Here is a 24,817-nt window from a genome sequence, read left to right as displayed (position 1 = left end):
GCCGTAAAGATAATTGATAATTCCGTACGGAAACAACTAGTACTTAATATCGTTCCAAGTACTGGAGTATAATGGCGCTATACTATTAAGTGTTTCTTTCAACTGAACGATATCCACTTTTGGACCATCAGAGAAAATATTCTGAATCTCGTCTGATTTGGCATCAAAAAAAGTCTGGACCAGAAAAGCATTGGGCCTACGCTTGATCATAGTTTCAAACAATTTCATAGTACCGGCAATAACCTGTTTTCCCGTACTGTTGTTATCGCCCAAAATATCCAATCCCTTACGATGGTAGTTATACATGGCAATACGATATTCGCGATACGTATTGGACAAAAGATTATCCACGAGCTCAAACCTACTGCGATCACTATTCTGATCCCAGCCTGCATAATTACTACTTTGTGCCTGTGTTGTAATTTGTTGTGCCTTTCTAAAATATTCCGTGCCGCCTTCCAAAGAAAAAGTATCTGCATCCAACCCTAAAATAATATACACGTAGTAAGACACCACACTAATTAAATTAGATTCGAATACGTTTTCATTGAACACCAAAGGTTGAAACTCTATATACTCAAAATTCAACTGATTGTCCTTGTAATTAAAAACAGGCGTTTCATAAGATGTATTAAAAACAGGCCGTGAAGATTGTATCTGGATGTTCCCTTCAAAACGATTGGATTCGTACTTGGTAATGGTAATGAACATTTGCGTATTAATACGCTCATTTTCCTTGAAGGTACGATTCGTCCATTTATTTTTATTGACAAAATCGTTCAGAGACCGTTCTAACGTACTAAATATCTGCTGATTGGTCTGCGATACCTGATCGGCGTTTATAGTAACAACGCAGTTCATTTCCTGTGCCGATACGGACACCATAAAGAATGAACCTAAAAGTAAAAAAATGAAGTTACGCATGGTATCTTTTCAAGATTTCGTCAAAAATGTCTTTGGCAACCTCCGCCTTTGTCTTTAGTTCAAACGGCTTAATTGATGAATTCTTATCTATAAAAGTAATTTTGTTCGTAGGTTTTCCAAAACCAGCCCCTTTGTCGTTCAGTGAATTAAGAACAATTGCATCTAAATTCTTCTTTTTAAGCTTAATTTTAGCGTTCTCCAACTCATTTTCTGTCTCTAGAGCAAACCCCACTAAAAACTGTTTGTGCTTTTGATCGCCCAGTGAAAGCAAGATATCTTTGGTTTTTACCAATTCAATAGAAAACTCGGTTACCTTCTTCTTTATCTTCTGGTCTGCAACAGTTTTTGGTCTGTAATCTGCTACCGCAGCGGCACAAATAGCAATATCTACCTCCTTATAATGTAAATGCACCTCATTGTACATTTCCTCAGCCGAGGTAACTTTTTTTAGGTCTATTGATTCATGTGTAACCGAAAACTTAGAAGGCCCAGACACCAAGATTACTTCAGCTCCTAGATTAGCCGCAACCGAAGCCAGCTCATACCCCATTTGCCCGGAAGCGTGATTACCAATAAAACGTACAGGATCAATAGCCTCATATGTAGGCCCAGCTGTAATGAGCACTTTCTTTCCGCTAAGCGGAAGTCCCTTTTTTAAATAGCCCTTAACAAACCCTACAATATCTTGTGGCTCCGCCATGCGCCCTTCTCCATGGAGACCACTTGCCAGTTCCCCAGAAGTTGCTGGAATCATAACGTTCCCAAAAGACTGCAATTTCTCAAAAGAATTCTTAGAGGATGGATGCTTGTACATATCCAAATCCATTGCAGGCGCAAAGAAAACAGGACATTTAGCAGACAAATACGTAGCGAGCAATAAATTATCGCAGGTACCCGAAGCCATTTTAGAAAGGGTGTTTGCCGTTGCTGGAGCAACCAGCATTAAATCTGCCCAGAGCCCCAATTCCACATGATTGTTCCATGCTGTTGCATCCTCTTCTTTTTTCACAAAAGAAGAAAGCACTGGGTTCTTGGAAAGGGTTGCTAAGGTAAGTGGGGAAACAAAAGAACTGGCGCTCTCCGTCAAAATAATTTTGACATTGGCGCCAGCTTTAATCAGTAAACGTACGAGAAAAGTAGTTTTATAAGCGGCAATCCCTCCGGTAATGCCTAAAAGGATGTTCTTACCGCCTAGCATATACTACTGGTCTTTCTCCGTATTTCTGTGATAAATTTTGTCATTTAACCACTCCTCCACTGCTAGAGCATGTGGTTTAGGTAACTTTTCGTAGAACTTAGATACTTCAATCTGCTCTTTATTCTCAAAAACTTCCTCTAAGCTATCGCTATACGTAGCAAATTCCTCTAACTTTTCTAAAAGTTCTTTCTTAATTTCAGAATTGATCTGTACCGCTCTTTTAGCCGCAATTGAAATTGCTTCATAGATGTTATCCGTTGGACGGTCAAACTCATTTTTGTTGATCGTTACTGTGGACACTGGAGCGTTCGAATTCTTAAGATCGTTCATATTCATAGTCAAACTAATTTATTTTGCTTCTTTCTCTTGGGTAAAACCCTGTAATTGTAACTGTACTTTTTCAAGTATCTTATCCGCCTTATCGGCATATTTTGTTTTAGGGAACTGCTTTTTTAATGCGTTATAGTCGGCAATAGCTTCTTTTAAACGCTCTTCCTGCAATCTTTCAAAACTATTCAAAGCAAACCTTGAAGCAGATTCAAACCTATAGAACATGGCATCTTCACGATAAATAGAGCCCGGGAAATCCGAAACAAAATTATCAAATGCTGCTACTGCAGGTGTAAGGAACGTATAATCAAACTGACCCAATTTATTAAACTGCTTGGCAATTTCATACGCCTTTAGTTCTTTTTTTGTTGTCAGCTCCTTTGCCATTGCGTTCGCTTCGGCAAAATACTCAGAATCTGGATATGAGTTGATGAAAAGTTGCAATTTTGCCAAGGCCTTATCCGTATCCGTTTGATCCAAAGAATACGATGGCGAAAGTTCAAAATAACTTTTAGCTCCTAAAAAAGAAGCCTCACCAACTTTATCACTTTTAGGGTAAGATTTCACAAAACGTTCAAACTGATAGCCCGCCATATTATAATCTTTCCTCTGGAAATAGGTATCTGCCAAGAAAAACATGACACGTTCGCCCTGGGGCTTACCAATATATTTAGGTGCTATTTGTTCAAAAAGACGATTGGCCCTTTTCATATCACCTTCCTCATAGAATTTCTGAGCCAGGTCATACTTGGGCTTAACTTCTTCATTTTTAAGTACCTTCTGATATTCGCTACATGACTGTGTCATAAGAGCGAGCAATAAGACAGGGGCTAATAACCTCATTTTAAAAAGCATTTTGCAAAATTACGGATTCCGAACGGATATAAAAAACAAAAAATAAAGTAGCTAAAATAGCATTCTAGAACCCTTACACCAATGCTTTTGGGGAAGATTTAACACCACTTAGGCAAAAACCTTAAAAGGTTTTACAAAGTCCGCAATACTTTTTTTCAAGTTTTCGGAGGCTTCCATGAGCGGAAGTCTAACACCGGCATTGGCAAGACCTAAAACCTCAAAAATAGCTTTTATTCCCGCAGGGTTACCCTCTTGAAAAATCAATCCCATACCATCTTGGAGCTCATAATGCTGTCTATAAGCTTCATCTACCTTACGGTCCAATCCCAATCTGATCATATTGGAAAACTCCGCAGGTAATCCTTGCCCTATTACAGAAATAACTCCAGAACCACCAGCAAGCACTGTAGCTAAGGCCGTAGCATCATCTCCTGAAATTACATGAAATCCCTTGGGACATCCTTTGATCAGCTCCTGTACTTGCATCAAGTTTCCGGATGCTTCTTTAATAGCTACAATATTATCTACATCATTAGCTAAACGTATAACGGTTTCCGGAAGCATATTGCTACCCGTCCTTCCTGGCACATTATAAAGTATGATAGGTTTTGGTGAAACTTGGGCAATTGCCTTAAAGTGTTGATAGATGCCTTCTTGTGTAGGCCTGTTATAGTAGGGAGATACTGATAGAACAGCATCAAAATTGGTGAGGTCTAAATTCTGTAATTCCTCAATAACGGCAACCGTATTATTACCACCTACACCAACTACCAAAGGTAATCTGCCTGCATTGGCAATAGTAACCGTATCAATAACCAACTGTTTTTCGGCCTTAGTAAGTGTTACGGATTCACCAGTGGTACCTAATACCACCAAATAATCTACACCACCGTCCACACAGTAATTAACGATGTTATGCAAAGCATCTACGTCTACTGAAAAATCTGTTTTGAACGGAGTGATCAACGCCACACCTGTACCAATTAATTGCTTCATTATTCAATTTCGTTTAATACACCAAGGTATTTTTTAAGCTCCGATTTAAAGGTCTTAAAATCTTTCAATGGTGAATCCATTATCAAATCATTATACATGAGATCCACATCTTTGAAACCTACACGAAATCGGGCCCTAGTTTTTACGCTCATCAACTGTAGCAATAAATTATCAGAGGTATAATAGTTTACGAGCAAATCATACTCCCTACTTAAAAATTCAAGTGCGTAACTATTTTCTATAGCTCCGTTCCACCCAAGGTCCTTATCCGAAAAAACAGGGGTGGCATACGGCGAATTTTTGTCGTAATAACTTTTATAACCAATAATCTTTACCGCATTCGGTCGCAAATTATAATCTTCTACGAACGCATAAAACTGGTTCGCATCATCAAAACTGTCCAGATCTACAATGCAACCAATTGAAGTAATACCTTTACTTCTTTCAATTACCGGCGGATCTTTAGCCAGTTCTTGTTTCAGAAATTTAACGCTCGATTTGTATTTGAACTTATCTTTTATTCCCTTAAACATGTACTTTTACATTTTGAACCATTCTGGTATGCAAAAATGGAATGGCTTCTACAAATGTAAAGAATCTCCACGCATAATATGGCGCTAAGATAAAACGAAATATGGTTTTAAAAATAAAACACTTTGTTATATTTACAACATTAACATTTTTGCATTCTTGCAGCGAGCAACACCCTACGCTTCAAAAAATAGATGCAAAACAAGTTCCTATTGACAATTCACTGGCAACTACAGAAAGTATTGAAACTCTTGTAAAGCCCTACAGGGAAAGGATAAACCATGTACTGGACAGCACTCTGGCCTACGCCCCCTATCCTATTTCCAAAACAGACGGAGCTCTCAACACCACTGCCGGAAACCTTATGGCAGACATTGTATTTTCCGAAGCTAATCCCATATTCAAATCAAGAACAGGACATTCAATTGATCTTGTTTTATTGAATCACGGTGGTATTCGCTCCTTAATATCAAAAGGAAACGTTTCTTCAAGAACGGCCTATGAAGTAATGCCTTTTGAAAATTCTATTGTTGTTGCAGAACTTAAAGGCAGTTCTATCCTAAAATTAGCGGCCTATTTAAGAGATTCCGGTCGCGCCCATCCCATTTCCGGGTTGCAACTGACCTTGGATGCGGAAAACGAAATAAAATCCATTTCCATACAAGGCAAACCTTTGGACACAAACAAAGCATATTACGTAGCTACATCTAATTATTTAGTAAACGGTGGGGATAGTATGGTGTTCTTTAAGGAGGCTCTAAAAATTATAAATACCGATTATTTAATCAGAAATGCCATGATAGACTACTTTAAAAAAGTAGACACCCTTAAGCCCGTTGTTGATAATAGGTTCATTAAACTACAGAAGTAAAAAAGACAAGCTTTTATGAACAGAAGGAAATTCATCAAAAATACTACGGCTTCCAGTGCCCTTGTGGGGCTGGGCGGACTTTCTCTAAGTTCTTGTTTTGGCGATGTAAAAAAGCATATTACCATTTTACACACCAATGATGTTCACAGCCATATAGACCCCTTTCCCACCGATCATTCTGAGTTTCCCAATTTAGGAGGATTGGCCAGGAGAGCTACCTTGGTTGATGCTATTAGAAAGGAAAACCCGAATACCTTGCTTTTTGATGCAGGTGATATTTTTCAGGGCACACCCTATTTCAATTTCTATGGTGGTGAGCTGGAATTTAAGCTAATGAGCATGCTTAATTATGATGCGGCAACTATTGGAAACCATGATTTTGACAATGGTATTGACGGACTTTTGGCCCAAATGCCTAATGCCAATTTTGAGATGATCAATGCCAATTATGATTTTAGCAACACGGTCATGAACGGGCAAGTGAAGCCTTACAAAATCTACACGGTTGACGGCATTAAAATAGGGGTTTACGGTCTAGGCATTGAGTTGAATGGCCTAGTTACTAAAAAACTGTATAAAGAAACCCAATATTTAGAACCTTTTGAAATAGCGCAGGATACGGAACGTGCTTTGAAGAACGAGGAAAATTGCGATTTAATAGTATGCCTGTCCCATTTGGGCTATGAATATAAAAACAAGCAAAAACCTCAGGATGTAACTCTGGCCGCCGCATTGGAATATACAGATTTGATTATTGGGGGCCACACCCACACATTTCTAGACAAGCCTACTATCGTAGAGAATAAGTTGGGAAGAAATGTTTTGGTGAACCAAGTGGGGTGCTTCGGTATAAATCTGGGTAGAATTGATTTTTATTTTGATGGTTCAAAAAACAGCAATGCCACAGGTATATCCATAAATGTATAAGCATGATTAAAATTGAACGGACCACATACCAAAATGAACATTTTCCAGGCTTAGTGGCCAAGTTAGACGCCTATTTAAGCCAAACGGATGGGGACGAACATGAGTTTTATCATCAATATAACGGAATAGAAAATTTAAATCAGGTTGTTATTGCTTTTATAAACGATGTTCCTGTAGGCTGCGGAGCCATAAAAGAATTCAACCCTACTTCTGTGGAAGTGAAACGCATGTATGTTTCACCTGAAATCCGGGGAAAAGGTATTGCTACCCGCATCTTAACGGAACTAGAAAAATGGGCTGCAGAATCCGGATATGAAAGTTGCATCCTAGAAACAGGAAAACGTCAACCGGAGGCTATCGCTCTTTACAAAAAAAGCAATTATCAAGTGATTCCCAATTACGGCCAGTATGCGGGAATGGAAAATAGTGTATGTTTTAAGAAAGACCTGACCTAACTACCTTTCCAACAAATTGGTTGTAATCTCCTGAAGCTCTTGCTCCAATGATATATTCGGAAAAGGTTTTCCTGCTTTCCTATACCAATAGCCCGCATTAAACTTATCTCCTTCTACCCTATGAAGATAAGCGTGAATCCAACTCCCCGTTTCATTGAACATATCTTGCGCTATATCATGTGAAGCCTCCCAATTATCGGTCGCGGCAAACCACATAGCTTTCAATGCATCGGGCCAATCTGTAGGTGGGGTTGCATGGGTTAATGTTTCTGTAAAATCTTGGTAACTTGTAGGTACTGCCATCTATTTATAGTGTCATTTGTTTTTTCCTACACAAAAATACCTAATTTCGATTGAAATTAACTGTGCGCTTTAATGGTTCAACTATCCCGAAGCTTACTACCCTGGAGGCCATTGCCCTATGTAATGGCATTACTCTGCGCCCTAACCATATTGGGCATACATATGTTGCCCAGCGTGGACAGTATGCTTAACGAAAACAATACGCGTATCTCCCATGTTTTTCTAAAATCACAAATCAATTACCATAAGGAGATAGCCCCTTTTGCCCGAAGGCCGTTAACTACATTTTTAATAGAATCCTCACAAAAGATAATTGGGCTTAAAGCTGGCTACGCTTTTATCTTGGTTAATTTTTTGTTGCTGGGTTGCAGTGGTGTTTTAGTGTACAAGCTTTCCCGAGTTCTCAAAGCTTCCAAAACCCACGGTTTAACCAATATGATGGTATTTTTCACGTCATTTTCAGTGTTATTTGCATTTTTCCCTCCTGTATTTACTTATGATGAACCTTTACAATATTGTTTTCTTCTTCTCGCACTAATTGCCTTTGTGCGCCGTAAGTGGCTTTGGTATATTATCTTATTCAGCTTGGCCCTAGTGGCCCGTGAAACTAGTATTTTATTACTCCCAGCATTGGTCTTGTTTCTTCCAAACACCGAAAATCATTTTGGAAAAAATATTTTTTCGAACTTAAAAAAATACGGCCTCCTTATTCTGCTACCTACTGTTTTCTACGGGTGCTATGTGGTCTTTTTTATTTACCATCAAAGGTTGCTACACGCAACCCATATTGAGATGGCCAGTAGATACTCCTGTTTTCTGGAGAATATTGAAAGTACTAAGAACAGCGTTGAATCCGCCGTGTCCATTTTTATTACCTTAGGATTGTTTCTTTACTTTACCTATTTCTATTTAAAAAGAAAAAACAGACCTAGTTGGCAGAACAAGTTTGTTTTTGCCTTTTTACTCACCGTAGCTATCAATACACCGATTGTCTTTCTAACCGCTTTTGCAAGGGAATCGCGACTATTCGCCTTACCCCTACTTTTTGTTTGGCCCATGTTCGTGCAGCTTTTTGGAAGCGACCTAACCTTTTTAAAAAGCAAAAACGGTTACAAAAGCTTATTGAAAAATTGGCGAATGATGCCTGTATTTGCAACAATTACACTCGCTAACATTGTATTCTGCTTTGTCTATTACCCACAACTTGGACTAGGGGAAAACACGTATTTTGCAACATACTTGTTCTGTACAGTTTTATTACTGACTATACACTATTGTCTTTATAAATCAACAAATAAAAAAGAGCTGTTATAAAATTACCCATCTTCTGAACCAACTACTTTACCATTTCCAAGAACTCTCCCTCAGTAACAATAGGCACATTTAAAGATTCTGCTTTGGTTCGTTTGCTAGGTCCCATTTTGTCTCCAGCTACCAAATAGGCTGTTTTTGAGGATATACTTGAGCCAACCTTACCTCCGTTCGCTTCTATTATTTTCTTAAGTTCATCACGACTTACCGTCTCAAAAACTCCAGAAACCACAATGGTAAGCCCTTTTAGTTTGTCCGTTTGATTTTCCAATTGCTCCTCAGAAAGGGAAAACTGTAATCCATAAGTCTTTAAGCGAGCTATAATTTCACGGTTGGTGTCATTATTAAAAAACTCCACTACGGAACTGGCAATTCGTTCACCAATTTCATCAACGGCAATAAGACTTTCTTCCGATGCAGCCATCAAGGCTTCAATATTCTTATAGGCTCTTGCCAATTTCTTGGCAACGGTTTCCCCAACAAAACGAATTCCTAAAGCAAAAAGCACACGCTCAAAAGGAATCTTTACCGACTCCGCAACACCCTGAACCAAATTTTCGGCGGACTTCTCAGCCATTCGTTCCAAAGGCAGTACTTGCTCTTTTTTGAGTGTATATAAATCGGCATAGTTGTTTATGAGCCCTTCTTTGTAGAGCAACTCTACGGTCTCACTACCCAAGCCTTCAATATCCATGGCCTTACGGGAAATAAAATGCTGGATTCGCCCGGTAATTTGAGGTGGGCATCCATAAAAATTTACACAGTAATGCTTGGCATCACCTTCGGTACGGACCAATTCCTCATGACATTCGGGACAATGTGTAATATATTGGGTAGGTTCTGAATCTTGTGGACGTTTTGTAAAATCAACACCCACTATTTTTGGTATGATTTCTCCTCCTTTTTCAACGAATACGGTATCACCTTCACGAATATCGAACTTTGCAATCTGATCGGCATTGTGCAGCGAAGCCCTTTTTACCGTGGTTCCAGCTAGAAGAACAGGTTCCAAATTAGCCACAGGTGTTATGGAGCCCGTACGCCCTACCTGATAGGTGATTTCGTTTAGATGTGTAGAAACTTGTTCCGCCTTAAACTTATAGGCCATGGCCCACCTAGGTGATTTGGAAGTGAAACCTAGTTCATCCTGATGCTGCAGACTATTAATCTTTACCACGACACCATCGGTTTCGTAAGGAAGATTGTGCCTTCCTGAATCCCATTCGTTAACAAATGCCATAACTTCATCCGTTGTCTTGCAAAGTTTTGCTACTTCGGGGACTTTAAAACCCCATTCACGGGCTTTTTCAAGCATTTGCCATTGGGAGCTTATTCCCGTATCCTTTCCTACAATACTGTACAACAGACAATCTAACGGCCTTTGTGCAACTGCCGAACTATCCTGTAATTTTAAACTTCCCGAAGCCGTATTTCTAGGATTCATATAAGGTTCTTCACCATTTTCAACACGCTCTGCATTCATTTGCGCAAAACCTTCAAACGGCAGTACAATTTCTCCACGGATATCAAATTTAGGTGGATAATCACCTTTTAGTTGCAGCGGTACGGACTTTATGGTTTTTACATTTGTAGTTACATCATCGCCCTGAAAACCATCTCCCCTTGTAACCGCTCTTACCAATTTTCCATCCTCATAGGTAATGCTAATAGACGCTCCGTCGTATTTTAGCTCACAAACAAACTCTACTTGGGCATCACCCAAAATACGCTGCATGCGCTTTTCCCAATCCTCTAAATCTTCTTTGGAGTAAGAATTATCCAAAGAATACATGCGCTCATTATGAACAACCGTTTCAAAATTTTTGGTAACACCACCACCCACACGCAAAGTGGGAGAGCTGGCATCATAAAATTCCGGATGCTTTGCTTCAAGCGTTTGCAGCTCTTTTAGTTTTACATCAAACTCATAATCGGTTATGGTGGCATTATCAAGCACATAATAATTATGGTTGTGCTCTCGCAATTCCTGACGAAGGGATTCTATCTGTTCTTTTATTTGCATTTCCTGTTCAGTGTTACTCTAATTTAATATCTGTTTGAAGTTTTTGTTCAAGGCGAATTACCCCAAAACTCCCTTTGTCATTCGGTCATTACCAAATATATCTTTTCGGACCTCAATTTCTGAAAAATTATATTCCCGCAAAAGTGCTTCCGTTTCTTTTGCCAAATACTGGTTGATTTCAAAAAAGAGCCTACCCTTTTCCGAAAGACTTTCTTTGGCCAGTTTTGTTATAGCCTCGTAAAATAGTAATGGATTTTCATCTGAAACGAAAAGTGCCATATCCGGCTCATGTTCCAAAACATTTTTGTGCATCTCCCGCTTTTCTAGTTCGCGCACATAAGGAGGATTGGAAACAATGATATCAAAATCCGAAGCAAACCCATCCAAATTCAAAATATCCGCTTGAATAAATTTAACCTTAACCGAGTTAATTTCCGCATTCTTTTTTGCTGTTTGCAATGCTTTTTCTGAAATATCCAAAGCAGAAACTTTAGCCTGTTGCAAGAGCTTTGCCAACGAAATAGCAATACAACCACTGCCGGTCCCGATATCCAAAATCCGTATACTTTCACCTTTTAAAGTACTACTCTCTACCTCCTCAACGATCCAACGGACCAAATCTTCAGTTTCCGGTCTTGGGATAAGCACATTTTCGTTCACTTTAAAATCAAGGTCCATAAAAGTTGTACTCCCCATAATATATTGAACCGGACGATGTAATTTTAAACCGGCCAGAGCCTCAAAAAGCGGTTGCTCCTCTTCTTTTGTCAACGTCAAATTAGGCTGTAAGGCCAGTACAAAACGCTCCAATTGCAAATAATGGTCTATAAGCAAATAGAAGAAACTATCTACTTCTTCCTTTGGATACAGGGCATCCAATTCTTTGTAATAAATATTCTTTATTTCTCTTAAAAACATTGTTATTGGGGCTATACATTACAATTTAGCAAGCATATACACCGGGCAGGAATAGTGTCCCGTATCACCTAACGGTTTATCTATGTATTCAAATCCCATTTTTGCATAAAGTTTTTGGGCGGCTTTCATATAGGGCATGGTTTCCAGATAGATGCAATCAAAATTAAATTCTTTTGCTTTCTCCAAACATTTTTGCAGCATTTCAGCGCCAATCCCACGTCCGCGGGCTTCTTCCAAAAAATACATCTTTTGGAGTTCGCAAATGTTATCCTCGCAGTTATCCAGTTGTGCAATTCCTGCGCAGCCTAAAATAGTACCGTTTTCTTCCACCACAAAATATGCGGCACGCGGTTTTTCATAATTTTCGAACATGCTGCCAAGGGTTACATCGGCGTAAGCCGTGCCTACCTTTGGCGCCCCTAAATCCACTAACACCTTACGAATCAATGCGGCTACTTGGGCATTATCCTCTTTTCTTATAGCGCGAATGTTCACTACACCCATTTCCAACAAATAAAATTCTATTTTTACAGTGTGAAGATACGTAGAAATGTGCGCATGCTAAGTATCTAAAACACCGCAAACAAAGTTTATGTCCACCAATAAATCCAAATCAAAAACCACAATATCCAAAGACGAAACCTATATGCTTCGCTGTTTGGAAATAGCAAAAAACGGTTTAGGAACCACAGCCCCAAACCCTATGGTAGGTGCTGTAATTGTTCATAACGATATTATTATTGGTGAAGGTTTCACCAGTCCGTACGGTGGGCCACATGCCGAAGTGAACGCTATAAATTCCGTAGTAGACCAATCACTTCTTAAAGAAGCCACCATTTACGTAACCTTGGAACCCTGCTCCCATTATGGAAAAACACCGCCTTGTGCAGATTTGATTGCCAAGCATGGTATACCCAAAATTGTCATTGGATTAAAAGACCCGCACACGAAAGTAGCAGGCAAAGGTATTCAAAAGCTCAAAGATGCCGGAAGTGAAGTGTTAACGGGGTGTCTGGAAAACGAATGCCGTACGCACCACCGCCGATTTCTAACTTTTCAAGAAAATAAACGCCCTTACATTATTTTAAAATGGGCGGAGACTACAGACGGTTTTATCGCTCCGAAAAAAGAAGAACGGGCCACCGACCCCGAGCCCTTTTGGATTACAAATTCATATTCCAGACAACTGGTACACCAATGGCGAAGTGAGGAGCAAAGTATTCTGGTAGGCACGAACACTGTTATTGAGGACAACCCAAAATTGGGTGTTAGGCTGCACACCGGTAAAAATCCTATTCGGGTTATATTGGACCGAAAACTAAAAATAAGTAGCGATTATCATGTTTTGGATGGAAGCGTGCACACTTTAGTTTTAACCGAAGCAGTCAAGACCACCCAACCCAATGCAGGTGTAACCTATCATCAAATTAATTTTGATAAGGACGTAGCACAGCAAATATGCGATGTTCTTTACCAAGAAAATATAAGCAGTATTCTCATAGAAGGAGGAAGCCAAACCCTGCAAACTTTTATTGATTCCGGCCTATGGGATGAAGCAAGGGTCTTTACGGGCATGAGTCATTTTAAATCAGGAATAGCTGCCCCAAAATTTAAAGGAAGGCTTAACAGCACTAAATTCATTGAGACGGACACCCTAAAAATATACAGCAATGATTAAGAACATTATTTTTGATTTTGGTGATGTATTCATCAATTTGGATAAAGGCGTCATCTTCCGAGAAATGGAAAAATTTGGAGGCTCCATAGATTTATCACCGGAACTATTGGAATTGAACGGAATTTACGAAGTTGGCGGCATGACCTCCGAAGCGTTCGTAACCCAACTCCAAAAGCAATATCCCAAAGCAAATACCGCAGAAATTGAAAACATATGGAATTCCATGCTGTTGGATTTTCCTGAGGAACGACTAGAGTTTATTGAAAAGCTTGCTTCAGAAGGCGATTACCGACTTTTTTTACTCAGTAATACCAACGAGTTGCATATTACCCATGTAGAACAAAAAATGGGTGTGGACCGCTATACACGGTTTAAAAAACCATTTGAGAAGTTTTACCTCTCACATGAAATCAACCTAAGAAAACCCAATGCGGAAATCTATCAATTTGTTTTGAACGAAAACGGACTCAAGGCCGAAGAAACATTTTTTATAGATGACACCAAGGAAAATACAGATGCCGCCGAAAAATTAGGTATTACCTGTTGGAATATTCAGGTGGGCAAGGAAGATATCATTCAATTGAAATCAAAATTATAAGATGGCGTTCCTTGCATTAAGCATATTGGCATCTAGCCTCATCTTCATTATTTTTAAGCTATATACCCGCTTTAAGGTCAATACGCTTTTTGCCATAGTTGCCAATTATTTCGTGGCCTGCAGTGTAGGTCTTATACGGTATGAAGGTACAACTCAAATAACCGAAGTACCGGAAAAACCTTGGTTCTTAGGTACTTTTATTCTAGGTATACTTTTTATTTTGGTCTTTAACCTTATGGCCATGGCCTCACAAAAAGTGGGTGTTGCGGTTACCTCCGTAGCCACCAAAATGTCATTTGTGATTCCCGTTATTTTTGGCCTGTTATTGTATAATGAAGAATTGGGAACCTTTAAGGTAATAGGAATTTTGCTTGCCCTGGCAGCGGTTTATTTCGCTTCTGTGAAAGATTCTTCCATAAAATTCAAAAAATCATCCCTTATACTTCCTGCCCTAGTATTTTTAGGGTCCGGTATAATTGACGCCAGCCTAAAATACATACAGGAAATACACATTAAAGAAGAGGATTATCCAATATTTTCCGCAACCGTGTTTGCCTCAGCCGCATTTATGGGACTCATAATTACTATTTTTAAACTTAAGGATTTGCGCTCAAATTTTAATCTAAACACACTATTTGGTGGAATTGCACTTGGTGTGGTGAATTATTTTTCCATTTATTTTCTTTTAAAGGCATTGCAAAACGACACCTTGAACAGCGCCTCTGTATTTACCATAAACAATGTAGCCATAGTCATGTTCACAACACTTTTAGGGATTCTTTTATTTAAAGAAAAGATAAGTCCTAAAAACTGGAGCGGTATTGCTTTGGCCATAACCAGTATAATTTTAGTTGCTTTTGGCTAATGGATGAAATAACCGATACATATAAAACTATAGCCAAACCCTCCGAAGAAATTCTGTTCAAAGAAAAAAAGAGCAAGTTTTTTGGATATACGTTTCCCGTTGAAAACGAGGAAGAAGTTAAAGATATAATTGATGCATTAAAAAAGAAACACCCCGGCGCCAACCATGTATGTTACGCTTGGCAAATGGGAGTTGAACAACCTAGCTACCGTGCAAACGATGATGGAGAGCCCAACAACTCCGCCGGAATGCCTATTTACGGACAAATCCAGTCTTTTGAAGTTACGAATGTATTAGTAGCCGTTGCCCGAATATTTGGAGGTACAAAATTAGGTATTGGAGGACTAATTTCTGCCTACCGAACCGGGGCACAAATGGCTTTAGAGGCTTCAAAAATTGAAGAGCGACTTATTGAAGAATCCTTTGAGCTCTCCTTTGAGTACTCCGAAATGGATAAAGTAATGCGTATTTTAAAGCAAAGTCAATGCAACATTGTATCCCAACAAATGGAAATGGACTGTAAAATCATAGTTTCCATTAGAAAAAGAGATGCAAAGAGCCTATTAAAAGCTTTTGAAGGGTTACATAAAATCGGTGTTAAACCAATTACCTCATAACCCCTTTTACCTAGTCAAATACAGATATCCAGCCCTAGACTGTGAACCATCTCCAAGATCAAGAACATAATAATAGGTTCCTACTGGTAACAATTCATCTCTTTCATAGGTGGAACGACCGTCCGAGATGCCGGTCCAAGTATTGGCATACCCTTCTTGCTCGTACACCTTTATCCCCCATCTATTGTATATCATCAATCTATTATTAGGATAATTCTCAATACAAGCAATTTGAAAAACATCGTGGGCACCATCGCCATTTGGTGTTATGACGTTAAAAATATTGATAGGACAAATAGGTTCGTCAATTTCAATTTGGGCGCTGGCTTCATCATTTGAAACATCTGTATCCGGTTGGTCTACATGAATCAATCTTATGATATTTAAATAATCGGTTGCTTCTACAACACGTACCCGTATATTCAGTTCAGCGGATTGACCGCTACTTAAGCTTTCAATATCCCACAGAGCACTAGACACATTATAAACCCCTGCCGTTGTTGTGTGTTCAATATAGGAATAACCATTAGGAATTCTTTCGGTTATAGATATATTACTAGCGCTAGCTGTTCCAATATTACGTGCGGTCATAGTGAAATTTACCTCGTCTCCAACTGCGGCAGAATTTGCATCCACAGACTTGGACAAAGCTAAATCTACATAGGAGATAGGAAGTTCTATCAAAGTACAATCCATACAAGAAGTATCTACAATACAACTCGCACACGGGGTAGGGTCCGTAGAAATATTTGTTGTAACCATACCGTTGGAGTCTTCCCCTGCAACACTAGCCAAGTTATTTACCTGTCCATTATCTATATCCGTTTGTGTAATTGCATAAGATGCCCTATACACCCAAGTCTCAGAGGTATTTAAAAGCCCATCTCCATTAACGTCTCCACTAGGAAGTTCTGTTACATCCCCTCCTAACAGCGGGTCGGATACCACAATATTAGCTAGCTCCACGGTTCCTGTATTGGTTACAGAAAACGTATAGGCAACTGAATCCCCAACATTGGTTGTACCATCTGCATCGGAATCAACATATACACCATCCTTAGTAATAGTTATTCCACGAATACCTACTTCTACACTAGCTCCATCATTGGATGGGTCTATATCCGTTTCGTCCAAACCAGTTAACCTAGCTGTGTTTACATAATCCATCCCATCAACTACACGCGCCTGAATATTTAGATTAGCAGTTTGGCTATTGCCTAACGTAGGAATATCCCATACGCCCGTTGCAGAACTGTAATTTCCTAACGAGGTAATATGAGTGATATACTCAAATCCATTGGGAAGTATTTCTAATATTCTAATATTATTTGCGGTTACCGCACCATTATTTGTAGTGGATATAGTGAAAAATATTTCATCCTCTATCTCAACAATATCCAAATTTACGGTTTTTGTTACCGCAATATCAAGGGTATTGGGCAAAGCCGTCATTGTACAATCAACACACAGCGGGTCTATGGTACACGTGGTACAAGGAGTTGGATCTGTAGACGTGCCTTCAACATTAATTTCGTTTGAATCTTCCCCACTAGCGGTAGCCAGGTTATTTACTTGGCCATTATCAATATCTGCCTGAGTAATACTGTACGGTGCATTATAGATCCATGTCTCCGTTACATCCAAAGCTCCGTCTCCATTGGTATCACCAGAAGCAGGACCAGATATTGCTCCTCCCAAAAGTGGGTCGGACACCATTACATTCGAAATAATCTCGTTACCGGTATTGACCACAAGAAAAGTATAGTTGATAGTGTCTCCTGTATTTGTTAAACCATTAGAATCTGAATCTACGTAAACACCATCCTTGGTAATATTCAGGTTTCCAATTGTCGCGGGTACACAAGCGCTATTATTAGAAGTGTCCGTATCTCCCGTTGCAGTTATATCATTCCTAAACCCTCCTCCATTGGAACAGTTTTGAGTTGGGTCCACAATACTTTTATCCACTGAAAAAATAGCGGTTACAAGCCAACTTTCTGCACGAAGTCCGGCTATTGATTCCGAAGTTATTATTTGATCTCCACTGTTAAACGGACTTAAAATAGTTCCATCAATGCCATCGCTCTCTCCTCCATAAGCTAAAGTTGCAGAATTTAAGGTGTATCCTGCTCCTAGAATAAACGTATCCACAACATCATACGCACCAGCCAGCCCACCACTATTGTCGGCCGTAATCCTATATGTAACGGTATATTCATCCGTAGCACTGTTATATACTGGACCAGATTCAACCGTTTTACTTACATCTATACTAGCTTGACAAGGAGAATCGGGTATGGTAACGGAACCATCATAAACCGTACAACTTAATCCCGGAACAGCCACTTGTAAAGTATATTCTCCTGCTTGAGAAGCGTCAAAAGGGTCAAAAACAAGTTCGTTGCTCGTGCCTTGCTGCACTGTAGTGCCCATGGAGTCAATCCAAGTAAATACTGCATCCGGAACGGGATTGGCCATTAAGGTCACCCTTGTTCCCGTTGCATCACAATTAGCAACTAAATCCGGTACGTAAGGAGTTACTTCAAATGCACCATCCGCAGAATTACCACAACTATCGGTAATTCTAATCGTATAGGTACCTTCATCTGTTCCCGTAAAAACACCATCTGTTGAAGTTCGCCCGATATTTGTCGGAATTGAAGAATCAATAATTTCATACTGATGAGGCGCTACCCCATTGGATCCTTCCGCTAGAATAACTCCCGAGCCCTCCGTACAGGTATACCCTACTATGTTTTCAAACGAAGTAGAAACATATACCGGAATATTAATATCAACGGTCTGAGGTTCACAAGGACAAGTAAATGGAAGCGCCGAACTACAACTACCCCCACTCTGAAACTCTAGAAATAGCTGATAATTTCCTGGTGGAAGATTAGGTACACTTACCGGGGTTCCTTCCGTAAAAAAGGAAATACTCTCTCGAAACACAGTACTTCCCGTATCCGAATTCACCACATTTACATTCGTATAAAATGATGACCCAGAAGCTTTTATCTCATTTGGATTAATAATCAAAGTATTGGAATTACCACAACTTTGTAAAAAATCCAATGTAAAATCGTGTTGAACAGTTTCCGAAGGCAAAATCTCAAAAGTTACATTTCCGGATTCGCAGCCATCCGAAATTTCCGCTTCGTAATTTCCAGGAGGAAACGCTACGGGAAAAACAGAACTGTTGCTCATATTTTCAAATACCCTAGGATAACTATACGTTGTAACCACTCCGCTTTCCGAAGTAAAACTTGCCGGTCCGGATAGAATGGTAACCCGCCCGTAATTTGTTCCCCCATTTCTCACACGAAAAGACATACCCGTTGTTCCGTCCATACACCCACGTTCAGGTCTTACAGTAGCTTCAAACACAGTAGGTGCTACAGGATCAAATGTTAAAGTGGTGCTTAATGTAGTGCTACAGCTATCTTCTAAAGTAACATCATAGGTAGCCCCAAGCATAATATCAGTCCGACTAATTTCCGCCTCAAGATTATCAGGATCAGTAAACGCGTAAACAAGAACATCACTCGCATCGGTTTGATTGGTCAACGTTAATGTTGCCGGCACCAGTACACTCTTTTCCTGAACACTATTGGAAGCCAAGGATGCAAAAACAAAAAACGAAGTATTTCCTGAACAATCCAATGATTTTTGACGCCACATGTCAATATCAGCAGAATATGCAAAATTTATACGCTCCGTTTGTCCACAGGCATCAACAATATTGGCTGTATAGGCCGTACCAAAATCGTAATTGGTTCCAATGGGGTATGAAGTGTCACTACCAACGGACCCTGAAAAAATAACAGTTCCTGTTCCATCTTCAGTAACCGTGATATCATGTGGATAAACTCCGCGACCATAAGAAGAATACTCAGCCTCATAAGTATCACAACCTGCTTTTTCAATAAAATCAATTGCACCATCTAACGCCTCAATAGAAGGGGCTGAGATAGTTACGGTTTCACTAACCGTATTTTGACATCCATCTTCAATTTGAAAAGTATATGTTCCTTCTGATAGATTGGTAAAGGTATCCGAATTCTGTTCCTGAATTATAGTTTGGGGCGTTGTACTTAAATCTACAATACGATATTTATAAGTGGGAAATGCCGGTGTTCCTATCAAATTCCCATCACTTCCATTAAGAACAGCCTCTCCGTCCGTACTTGTGGAGCACGATGGTGGCGTTATAGCTACATTAAAACTAGGTAAGGTATAACTGCCCAAAACTTCTATAGACGCTGTAAAAACATCAAAACTGGCATCTCTGACCTCTACGTCATATATTCCGGGCTGCAAGGCCAAGAAAGTGCCAGAGGATTGAAAACCTCTAAGTTCAGGACCATTACTAATTCTATATTGATAAGGTTCCGTACCACCATTAGCTTGAGCCGTAATGCTTCCATCCGAAGAACAAACCGATTCGGATTGCGTTAAATTAAGGTCTAACTGCGCCGTGAGAGTTGTGCAACAAAACAAGAATATATATACTAAAAGTTTAGACATATAAGTGAATTCAATACTTTATGAAAACACGTAACGATTACTAAATCCTAGGTATTGCTATATAGACATTAAATTGCACAAAAAATCGGTTGAATATCACTTTCTGTTCTAACCCCGTTAAACACATGTATTTATAATTTCGTTTCGTTCATCCTCAATTGGAGGATAAAAAATATGTCAGACAAAATAAAAACCAAATTCAAATGCGTATATCAAAGCTTAAATTTAGATAATAATCAATGCAACAAAATAACTTATTTCTCATTTTCAATTATAATCTCCAAGATGTTTTGGGGGCACCTAATAGGCCTTTTACTTTTCTTATCAACAAACACTAAAACCGTATTTGCTTCTACAAGAATTTCCTGCTTTTCATTACGGATGACATAGTCAAATTCTATCCTAACCGAAGGTGTTTTTTTAAGCCTAGTTTCAACGCTGATGAGGTCATCGTAAAAGGCTGATTTTTTGTAGTTCAACGACAAAGAAACCACTGGTAGCATAATTCCGTTTTCTTCCATGTTTTTGTAAGAAATACCTTTACTTCGTAACCACTCAACCCTTCCCATCTCCAAGTATTGCGCATAATTGCCGTGATACACTACTCCCATCTGGTCTGTTTCCGAATATCGTACTCTAAAAGAAATTTTGTTAAAACTCATATATTATCATGTAAAAATTATATCTTTAAAAGATTTCGATTTTCGCGTTCTGAACATGCAAAAAAAAAAGGGTAAATTCAATAGAGTTTGATTTTTTTTTTAGTTTTTTTGTTCACATATTTGCCCTCCGAGAAAGTAAGGATTATCCCATATACTTTCGACCGACTTACGAAATCACTAACCAACAAAAATAAGATAAACTTTCACATGGGTGTTACTGCTATTTCCGTATGGAACAATTGTTTAACTTTTATTAAAGACAATATTCAACCGCAGGCATTCAAAACTTGGTTTGAACCTATTAAACCAATTAAGTTATCTGATAATGCTTTGAGTATTCAAGTACCCAGTAAATTCTTTTATGAGTGGTTAGAGGAGCATTACGTAAAGTTATTAAAAGTAGCCCTTACCAAAGAGTTAGGTGAGACCGCAAAATTGGTGTACATCATTAGAATGGAAAACACCTATGGCAACAAAGAGCCTTTTACGGAAAAGATTCCAAGTTCTAACAGAGCTACAATGAGTCCACAAGAAATGGACGTTCCTATTAAATCAAAAAATCCAGAGCTCAAGAATCCTTTTGTGATTCCCGGTATTCGAAACATAAAAATTGAATCCCAGCTTAACCCCAATTATAATTTTGATAATTTCTTAGAAGGAGACTCCAACCGCTTGGCCAGATCAGCAGGTATGGCCGTGGCCAATAAGCCCGGGGGCACTTCTTTTAACCCATTATTGGTATTTGGAGGTGTTGGTTTAGGAAAGACCCACTTGGCCCACGCCATTGGGGTTGAAATTAAGGACAAGTACCCAGAGCGTACCGTTCTTTATATTTCCGCAGAAAAATTTACGCAACAATACATAGAATCCGTAAAAAAGAACACCAGAAACGATTTTATCCATTTCTATCAATTGATAGATGTGCTTATTATTGATGATGTTCAGTTCTTAAGTGGAAAATCGGGAACACAGGATGTTTTCTTTCATATATTCAATCATTTGCACCAAAACGGAAAGCAGGTTATCCTAACCTCGGACAAAGCTCCGGTAGACATGCAGGATATTGAACAACGCTTATTGTCCCGTTTTAAATGGGGATTATCGGCAGAGTTACAGAACCCGGATTACGAAACACGAATTTCTATCCTCAAGAACAAGCTATATAGAGATGGGGTTGAAATGCCGGACGACATTATAGATTATGTTGCTAAACACATTAAGAGCAATATTCGTGAGTTGGAAGGTGCCATTATTTCATTAATAGCCCAATCTTCTTTCAATAAAAAGGAAGTTACTTTGGAACTAGCCCAGCAAGTAGTTGAGAAGTTCGTTAAGAACACCAAACGTGAAGTTTCCATAGATTATATCCAAAAAGTGGTTTCAGATTACTTTGAGATGGATGTGGCAACGCTTCAATCCAAAACTAGAAAGCGCCACATTGTACAGGCCAGACAGTTGGCTATGTTCTTTGCCAAAAAGTTTACCAAGGCATCATTGGCCAGTATAGGTTCACAAATAGGAAAAAGAGACCACGCTACCGTACTGCACGCTTGTAAAACGGTTGATAACCTAGCGGAGACCGATAAGCAATTCAGAAAATACATAGAAGACCTTACCAAGAAATTTTCTTAAATCCTTATGAAAACCAAAGTCTTAATGGTCTGCCTTGGCAATATTTGCAGGTCGCCATTGGCGGAAGGCATTCTACAGGCTAAAGTTGACCCGGAAAACGTTTTTGTAGACTCTGCCGGAACGGGAGGTTACCACATTGGCAACCCACCGGACCCGCGCTCTATTGCCGTTGCCAAGAAACATGGGCTGGACATAGAAAATCAGCGTTGTCGTCAATTCCAAAAGTCGGATTTTAAAAAATTTGATGTAATTTATGCTATGGACCGTAGCAATCTTAACAACATTCTAAATTTAGCCGATTCTCCTGATGATGCTAAAAAAGTAAAGTTATTGCTTACGGAGGTAGAATTACCTGTAATTGAAGTGCCGGACCCCTATTGGGACGACAATGGATTTGAAAAGGTATTTCAACTTATAGACACCGCTTGCACGTCTATTGCAAAAAAACTTTAACCCATTTAGGATTATGGCCAACTACAATGAAAACCAGGGAAAGTTATATTTAATACCCACTACATTGGGCGATAATGAACCTTTGGAAGTATTACCCATTTCCATAAAACAGGCCATAGAACAGATTGACCATTATATTGTTGAAAACGAAAAAACGGCCAGACGCTTTATAAAAAAGATAAGCCCCAGAAAATCACAGCCCAGCCTTCAATTATCCGTTCTTAACAAATACACCGAAGCCGAGGAAATACCCACATTTTTACAATCCTGTTTAGACGGTTTCAACACAGGAATCTTATCCGAGGCCGGTTGCCCCGGTATTGCCGATCCCGGTGCGGACGTGGTAAAAATAGCACATGAAAAAAACATTCAGGTAGTACCCCTAGTGGGCCCATCCTCTATTGTATTGGCCCTTATGGCCAGTGGCATGAACGGCCAAAGCTTTGCTTTTAACGGTTACCTGCCCATTGACGGGTCTGAGCGTAAGAGTGCCATTAAGAGGTTGGAAAAGCTAAGCAAAGATTACGGACAATCGCAATTGTTCATAGAAACCCCCTATAGAAACGACAAGCTCTTTGCAGAGCTGCTTAAAACACTACACCCTAACACCAGAGTATGTATAGCTTGCGATGTGACCCTACCTGAGGAATATATACAAACCAAAACCATTGCCGACTGGAAACGCTCCAAAGTAGAATCACTTCATAAGCGCCCAGCTATCTTTATTATTCAAGGGTAATTCTACTTTTTGAGTTTTTAAATCTTATTCTGGAACAATTATTTACTCCACTCCAGATTATTTTTTCATTTTACTAGCTGACTTTTGATATAAGCCTAAATTAACCAGTATTTTTAGTGTTCTTAAAAGTTACTCTAAAGTAGCTGCTTTATTACACCATTAATCCTTAACCTTTTTTTTCTAATATAGCACCCAAATTGGAATTTCTACTTAATGAAAGATAGATTAAAAGAAAATATTGAAAACTTGATAGCTCTTACGGACGAGGAGTTCTCTTTTATTTTATCTCATTTCTCATTAGAAAAGCACAAAAAAAATGATTTTATCATTAAAGAAGGAGAACATGTAACGCATTGCTATTTTGTGATTTCCGGGCTATTAAAATTAGTTTACGATGACAAAAATGGGAAACAACATATTGTATCCTTTGCCATGGAAAACTGGTGGGAAAGCGATTTTTCTGCCTATTTCTCACAAACTAAAGCTAAAATGGCACTACAATGCATTGAAGACACTTTAGTATTTTCCCTAAGTCTTGACAATTACCAAAAACTATCCGATGAATTACCCAAAATGCAGCATTTTTTTCTCCAAAAGTCGAATTTAGGGCATATTGCATCGCAAAATAGAATCTTATCTTTTTTAACTTCAAATGCTAAAGAAAGGTATGAGCAACTTCTTAAACAGTACCCCATATTATTTCAACGCGTTCCTAAAACTCTGCTAGCTTCTTACTTAGGTGTGTCCCGCGAGACACTTAGCCGCCTTTCCTCATAAAATTTGAGCTTCTTTACAATTGTGATGTATGTCACGCTATAACCATACCATTAGTTAAATATTTGCAGTGTAGATGGCAAAGCACAAGTATTAACAAATAAAGTATATAATTAGCTACTGCGTACACAAAAAAAAGCAATATGGAAAAACGAATAATTAACCCGTGGAAATGGCAAGACGAAAGAAGTTATGTACAAGCCGTAGAAGTTACGAACCCAAAAGGCACGCTTTATATTTCCGGGCAAACCGCAATAGATGATGAAGGTAAATCTAGCACTGCTAGCATGAAAGCCCAATTAATTCAATCTATAGAAAATTTGGAACGCGTAATAGAGGATGCCGGATATGAATGTAAAAATATTGTGAGATTAAACCTTTATACAACTTCAACTGAAGAGCTGTTTACGTGTTTTGATATTTTCCAAAATTGGACAACCAAGCACAACATACAGCAGGCAAGCACCTTACTGGAGGTTAAAGGCCTTTTTGAAATATTAAAAATAGAACTGGAAGCTACAGTCATAAAATAACATCTGAATTAAGGTATTCACGATTAAAAATACCCTAAAATCGAGATAGAAAACGACCGGAAAAAAACAAACCCCAATATTTCTATTGGGGCTCGTC

General features: G+C 39.0%; 25 protein-coding genes. 13 read left to right on the top strand and 12 right to left on the bottom strand.

Going from position 1 to position 24,817, the window contains the following annotated elements; translation table 11 throughout:
• Positions 1-36 precede the first annotated feature (36 nt).
• From porD to H9565_RS09655, 6 genes are all read right to left on the bottom strand, one after another.
• On the bottom strand, positions 37-924 hold the full coding sequence (gene porD, locus H9565_RS09680; protein ID WP_215439055.1) for a type IX secretion system protein PorD: 888 nt from the start codon (positions 922-924) through the stop codon (positions 37-39).
• The gene (gene coaBC, locus H9565_RS09675; protein WP_215439054.1) at positions 917-2,122 is read right to left on the bottom strand and encodes a bifunctional phosphopantothenoylcysteine decarboxylase/phosphopantothenate--cysteine ligase CoaBC; all 1,206 of its coding nucleotides are present in this window, start codon (positions 2,120-2,122) and stop codon (positions 917-919) included. The genes porD and coaBC overlap by 8 nt, the downstream gene beginning before the upstream one ends.
• Positions 2,123-2,125: 3 nt before the next feature.
• On the bottom strand, positions 2,126-2,458 hold the full coding sequence (locus H9565_RS09670; RefSeq protein WP_197057960.1) for a DNA-directed RNA polymerase subunit omega: 333 nt from the start codon (positions 2,456-2,458) through the stop codon (positions 2,126-2,128).
• Positions 2,459-2,470: 12 nt separating this feature from the next.
• Complete coding sequence (locus H9565_RS09665) at positions 2,471-3,295, bottom strand: outer membrane protein assembly factor BamD (protein ID WP_246560469.1); 825 nt, start codon at positions 3,293-3,295, stop codon at positions 2,471-2,473.
• Between the two features lie 120 nt (positions 3,296-3,415).
• A complete protein-coding gene (gene dapA / locus H9565_RS09660; protein ID WP_215439052.1) occupies positions 3,416-4,303 on the bottom strand; it encodes a 4-hydroxy-tetrahydrodipicolinate synthase in 888 nt (295 codons plus the stop codon).
• A complete protein-coding gene (locus H9565_RS09655) occupies positions 4,303-4,836 on the bottom strand; it encodes a DUF6913 domain-containing protein (protein ID WP_215439051.1) in 534 nt (177 codons plus the stop codon). Before H9565_RS09655 ends, dapA begins: the two co-directional genes overlap by 1 nt.
• Positions 4,837-4,985: 149 nt before the next feature.
• On the opposite strand from H9565_RS09655, the gene H9565_RS09650 reads away from it, so the two are divergent.
• The 3 genes from H9565_RS09650 to H9565_RS09640 are packed head-to-tail and all read left to right on the top strand — an operon-like array spanning position 4,986 to position 7,087.
• Positions 4,986-5,705, top strand: coding sequence for a 5'-nucleotidase C-terminal domain-containing protein (locus tag H9565_RS09650; RefSeq protein WP_246560467.1), 720 nt, complete (start codon positions 4,986-4,988; stop codon positions 5,703-5,705).
• A 15-nt stretch (positions 5,706-5,720) separates the two neighbouring features.
• On the top strand, positions 5,721-6,632 hold the full coding sequence (locus tag H9565_RS09645) for a bifunctional metallophosphatase/5'-nucleotidase (protein WP_215439049.1): 912 nt from the start codon (positions 5,721-5,723) through the stop codon (positions 6,630-6,632).
• A gap of 2 nt (positions 6,633-6,634) precedes the next feature.
• Positions 6,635-7,087, top strand: coding sequence for a GNAT family N-acetyltransferase (locus tag H9565_RS09640; RefSeq protein WP_215439048.1), 453 nt, complete (start codon positions 6,635-6,637; stop codon positions 7,085-7,087).
• Here the strand turns inward: H9565_RS09640 and H9565_RS09635 are convergent, their stop codons facing one another.
• On the bottom strand, positions 7,088-7,390 hold the full coding sequence (locus tag H9565_RS09635; protein WP_215439047.1) for a hypothetical protein: 303 nt from the start codon (positions 7,388-7,390) through the stop codon (positions 7,088-7,090). It lies immediately after the preceding gene.
• A 72-nt stretch (positions 7,391-7,462) separates the two neighbouring features.
• Here H9565_RS09635 and H9565_RS09630 point away from each other — a divergent pair, with 72 nt between their 5' ends.
• Positions 7,463-8,704, top strand: a complete 1,242-nt coding sequence (locus H9565_RS09630) for an EpsG family protein (protein WP_215439046.1) — start codon at positions 7,463-7,465, stop codon at positions 8,702-8,704.
• A gap of 22 nt (positions 8,705-8,726) precedes the next feature.
• Here the strand turns inward: H9565_RS09630 and ligA are convergent, their stop codons facing one another.
• The 3 genes from ligA to H9565_RS09615 are packed head-to-tail and all read right to left on the bottom strand — an operon-like array spanning position 8,727 to position 12,146.
• On the bottom strand, positions 8,727-10,724 hold the full coding sequence (gene ligA, locus H9565_RS09625) for an NAD-dependent DNA ligase LigA (RefSeq protein ID WP_215439045.1): 1,998 nt from the start codon (positions 10,722-10,724) through the stop codon (positions 8,727-8,729).
• A gap of 57 nt (positions 10,725-10,781) precedes the next feature.
• Entirely contained in the window at positions 10,782-11,642 is an 861-nt protein-coding gene (gene prmC / locus H9565_RS09620) for a peptide chain release factor N(5)-glutamine methyltransferase (RefSeq protein ID WP_215439044.1), read from the bottom strand.
• A gap of 18 nt (positions 11,643-11,660) precedes the next feature.
• Positions 11,661-12,146 carry a GNAT family N-acetyltransferase gene (locus tag H9565_RS09615; protein WP_215439043.1) on the bottom strand — a complete coding sequence of 162 codons (486 nt, stop codon included), beginning with the start codon at positions 12,144-12,146 and terminating at the stop codon, positions 11,661-11,663.
• Between the two features lie 88 nt (positions 12,147-12,234).
• Here H9565_RS09615 and ribD point away from each other — a divergent pair, with 88 nt between their 5' ends.
• Genes ribD through H9565_RS09595 form a run of 4 tightly spaced genes read left to right on the top strand, consistent with a single transcriptional unit; the run spans position 12,235 to position 15,400 of the window.
• Positions 12,235-13,320 carry a bifunctional diaminohydroxyphosphoribosylaminopyrimidine deaminase/5-amino-6-(5-phosphoribosylamino)uracil reductase RibD gene (ribD, locus tag H9565_RS09610; protein ID WP_215439042.1) on the top strand — a complete coding sequence of 362 codons (1,086 nt, stop codon included), beginning with the start codon at positions 12,235-12,237 and terminating at the stop codon, positions 13,318-13,320.
• Complete coding sequence (locus tag H9565_RS09605; protein WP_215439041.1) at positions 13,313-13,918, top strand: HAD family hydrolase; 606 nt, start codon at positions 13,313-13,315, stop codon at positions 13,916-13,918. The genes ribD and H9565_RS09605 overlap by 8 nt, the downstream gene beginning before the upstream one ends.
• Before the next feature lies 1 nt (position 13,919).
• Positions 13,920-14,783, top strand: a complete 864-nt coding sequence (locus H9565_RS09600; protein WP_215439040.1) for a DMT family transporter — start codon at positions 13,920-13,922, stop codon at positions 14,781-14,783.
• Entirely contained in the window at positions 14,783-15,400 is a 618-nt protein-coding gene (locus H9565_RS09595) for an IMPACT family protein (RefSeq protein WP_215439039.1), read from the top strand. The genes H9565_RS09600 and H9565_RS09595 overlap by 1 nt, the downstream gene beginning before the upstream one ends.
• Before the next feature lie 6 nt (positions 15,401-15,406).
• On the opposite strand, the gene H9565_RS09590 is transcribed toward H9565_RS09595, so the two are convergent.
• Together H9565_RS09590 and H9565_RS09585 are read right to left on the bottom strand one after the other, a co-directional pair.
• On the bottom strand, positions 15,407-19,927 hold the full coding sequence (locus tag H9565_RS09590; protein WP_215439038.1) for a DUF7507 domain-containing protein: 4,521 nt from the start codon (positions 19,925-19,927) through the stop codon (positions 15,407-15,409).
• 254 nt (positions 19,928-20,181) lie between these two features.
• Positions 20,182-20,589, bottom strand: coding sequence for an acyl-CoA thioesterase (locus tag H9565_RS09585; protein ID WP_215439037.1), 408 nt, complete (start codon positions 20,587-20,589; stop codon positions 20,182-20,184).
• Between the two features lie 207 nt (positions 20,590-20,796).
• Here H9565_RS09585 and dnaA point away from each other — a divergent pair, with 207 nt between their 5' ends.
• The 5 genes from dnaA (at position 20,797) to H9565_RS09560 (ending at position 24,720) form a co-directional block, all read left to right on the top strand.
• Positions 20,797-22,221 carry a chromosomal replication initiator protein DnaA gene (gene dnaA / locus H9565_RS09580; protein WP_215439036.1) on the top strand — a complete coding sequence of 475 codons (1,425 nt, stop codon included), beginning with the start codon at positions 20,797-20,799 and terminating at the stop codon, positions 22,219-22,221.
• A 6-nt stretch (positions 22,222-22,227) separates the two neighbouring features.
• A complete protein-coding gene (locus H9565_RS09575; protein WP_215439035.1) occupies positions 22,228-22,674 on the top strand; it encodes a low molecular weight protein-tyrosine-phosphatase in 447 nt (148 codons plus the stop codon).
• Between the two features lie 13 nt (positions 22,675-22,687).
• Positions 22,688-23,413, top strand: coding sequence for an SAM-dependent methyltransferase (locus tag H9565_RS09570; protein WP_215439034.1), 726 nt, complete (start codon positions 22,688-22,690; stop codon positions 23,411-23,413).
• A 213-nt stretch (positions 23,414-23,626) separates the two neighbouring features.
• The gene (locus H9565_RS09565; RefSeq protein WP_215439033.1) at positions 23,627-24,190 is read left to right on the top strand and encodes a Crp/Fnr family transcriptional regulator; all 564 of its coding nucleotides are present in this window, start codon (positions 23,627-23,629) and stop codon (positions 24,188-24,190) included.
• A 140-nt stretch (positions 24,191-24,330) separates the two neighbouring features.
• Complete coding sequence (locus tag H9565_RS09560; RefSeq protein ID WP_215439032.1) at positions 24,331-24,720, top strand: RidA family protein; 390 nt, start codon at positions 24,331-24,333, stop codon at positions 24,718-24,720.
• Positions 24,721-24,817: the final 97 nt, after the last annotated feature.

The sequence above is a fragment of the Zobellia russellii genome, assembly GCF_018728565.1.
GTDB classification, from domain to species: Bacteria; Bacteroidota; Bacteroidia; order Flavobacteriales; family Flavobacteriaceae; genus Zobellia; species Zobellia russellii.
The sequence above is the reverse complement of the archived record's forward strand: the minus strand, read 5'-3'. Positions and strand labels throughout refer to the sequence as shown.

Bases quoted from the DNA above. Each gene is read 5' to 3' on its own strand.
- porD (WP_215439055.1), bottom strand. From the start codon at position 924: ATGCGTAACTTCATTTTTTTACTTTTAGGTTCATTCTTTATGGTGTCC.
- coaBC (WP_215439054.1), bottom strand. From the start codon at position 2,122: ATGCTAGGCGGTAAGAACATCCTTTTAGGCATTACCGGAGGGATTGCC.
- H9565_RS09670 (WP_197057960.1), bottom strand. From the start codon at position 2,458: ATGAATATGAACGATCTTAAGAATTCGAACGCTCCAGTGTCCACAGTA.
- H9565_RS09665 (WP_246560469.1), bottom strand. From the start codon at position 3,295: ATGAGGTTATTAGCCCCTGTCTTATTGCTCGCTCTTATGACACAGTCA.
- dapA (WP_215439052.1), bottom strand. From the start codon at position 4,303: ATGAAGCAATTAATTGGTACAGGTGTGGCGTTGATCACTCCGTTCAAA.
- H9565_RS09655 (WP_215439051.1), bottom strand. From the start codon at position 4,836: ATGTTTAAGGGAATAAAAGATAAGTTCAAATACAAATCGAGCGTTAAA.
- H9565_RS09645 (WP_215439049.1), top strand. From the start codon at position 5,721: ATGAACAGAAGGAAATTCATCAAAAATACTACGGCTTCCAGTGCCCTT.
- H9565_RS09640 (WP_215439048.1), top strand. From the start codon at position 6,635: ATGATTAAAATTGAACGGACCACATACCAAAATGAACATTTTCCAGGC.
- H9565_RS09635 (WP_215439047.1), bottom strand. From the start codon at position 7,390: ATGGCAGTACCTACAAGTTACCAAGATTTTACAGAAACATTAACCCAT.
- H9565_RS09630 (WP_215439046.1), top strand. From the start codon at position 7,463: ATGGTTCAACTATCCCGAAGCTTACTACCCTGGAGGCCATTGCCCTAT.
- ligA (WP_215439045.1), bottom strand. From the start codon at position 10,724: ATGCAAATAAAAGAACAGATAGAATCCCTTCGTCAGGAATTGCGAGAG.
- prmC (WP_215439044.1), bottom strand. From the start codon at position 11,642: ATGTTTTTAAGAGAAATAAAGAATATTTATTACAAAGAATTGGATGCC.
- H9565_RS09615 (WP_215439043.1), bottom strand. From the start codon at position 12,146: ATGGGTGTAGTGAACATTCGCGCTATAAGAAAAGAGGATAATGCCCAA.
- ribD (WP_215439042.1), top strand. From the start codon at position 12,235: ATGTCCACCAATAAATCCAAATCAAAAACCACAATATCCAAAGACGAA.
- H9565_RS09605 (WP_215439041.1), top strand. From the start codon at position 13,313: ATGATTAAGAACATTATTTTTGATTTTGGTGATGTATTCATCAATTTG.
- H9565_RS09600 (WP_215439040.1), top strand. From the start codon at position 13,920: ATGGCGTTCCTTGCATTAAGCATATTGGCATCTAGCCTCATCTTCATT.
- H9565_RS09595 (WP_215439039.1), top strand. From the start codon at position 14,783: ATGGATGAAATAACCGATACATATAAAACTATAGCCAAACCCTCCGAA.
- H9565_RS09590 (WP_215439038.1), bottom strand. From the start codon at position 19,927: ATGTCTAAACTTTTAGTATATATATTCTTGTTTTGTTGCACAACTCTC.
- H9565_RS09585 (WP_215439037.1), bottom strand. From the start codon at position 20,589: ATGAGTTTTAACAAAATTTCTTTTAGAGTACGATATTCGGAAACAGAC.
- dnaA (WP_215439036.1), top strand. From the start codon at position 20,797: ATGGGTGTTACTGCTATTTCCGTATGGAACAATTGTTTAACTTTTATT.
- H9565_RS09575 (WP_215439035.1), top strand. From the start codon at position 22,228: ATGAAAACCAAAGTCTTAATGGTCTGCCTTGGCAATATTTGCAGGTCG.
- H9565_RS09570 (WP_215439034.1), top strand. From the start codon at position 22,688: ATGGCCAACTACAATGAAAACCAGGGAAAGTTATATTTAATACCCACT.
- H9565_RS09565 (WP_215439033.1), top strand. From the start codon at position 23,627: ATGAAAGATAGATTAAAAGAAAATATTGAAAACTTGATAGCTCTTACG.
- H9565_RS09560 (WP_215439032.1), top strand. From the start codon at position 24,331: ATGGAAAAACGAATAATTAACCCGTGGAAATGGCAAGACGAAAGAAGT.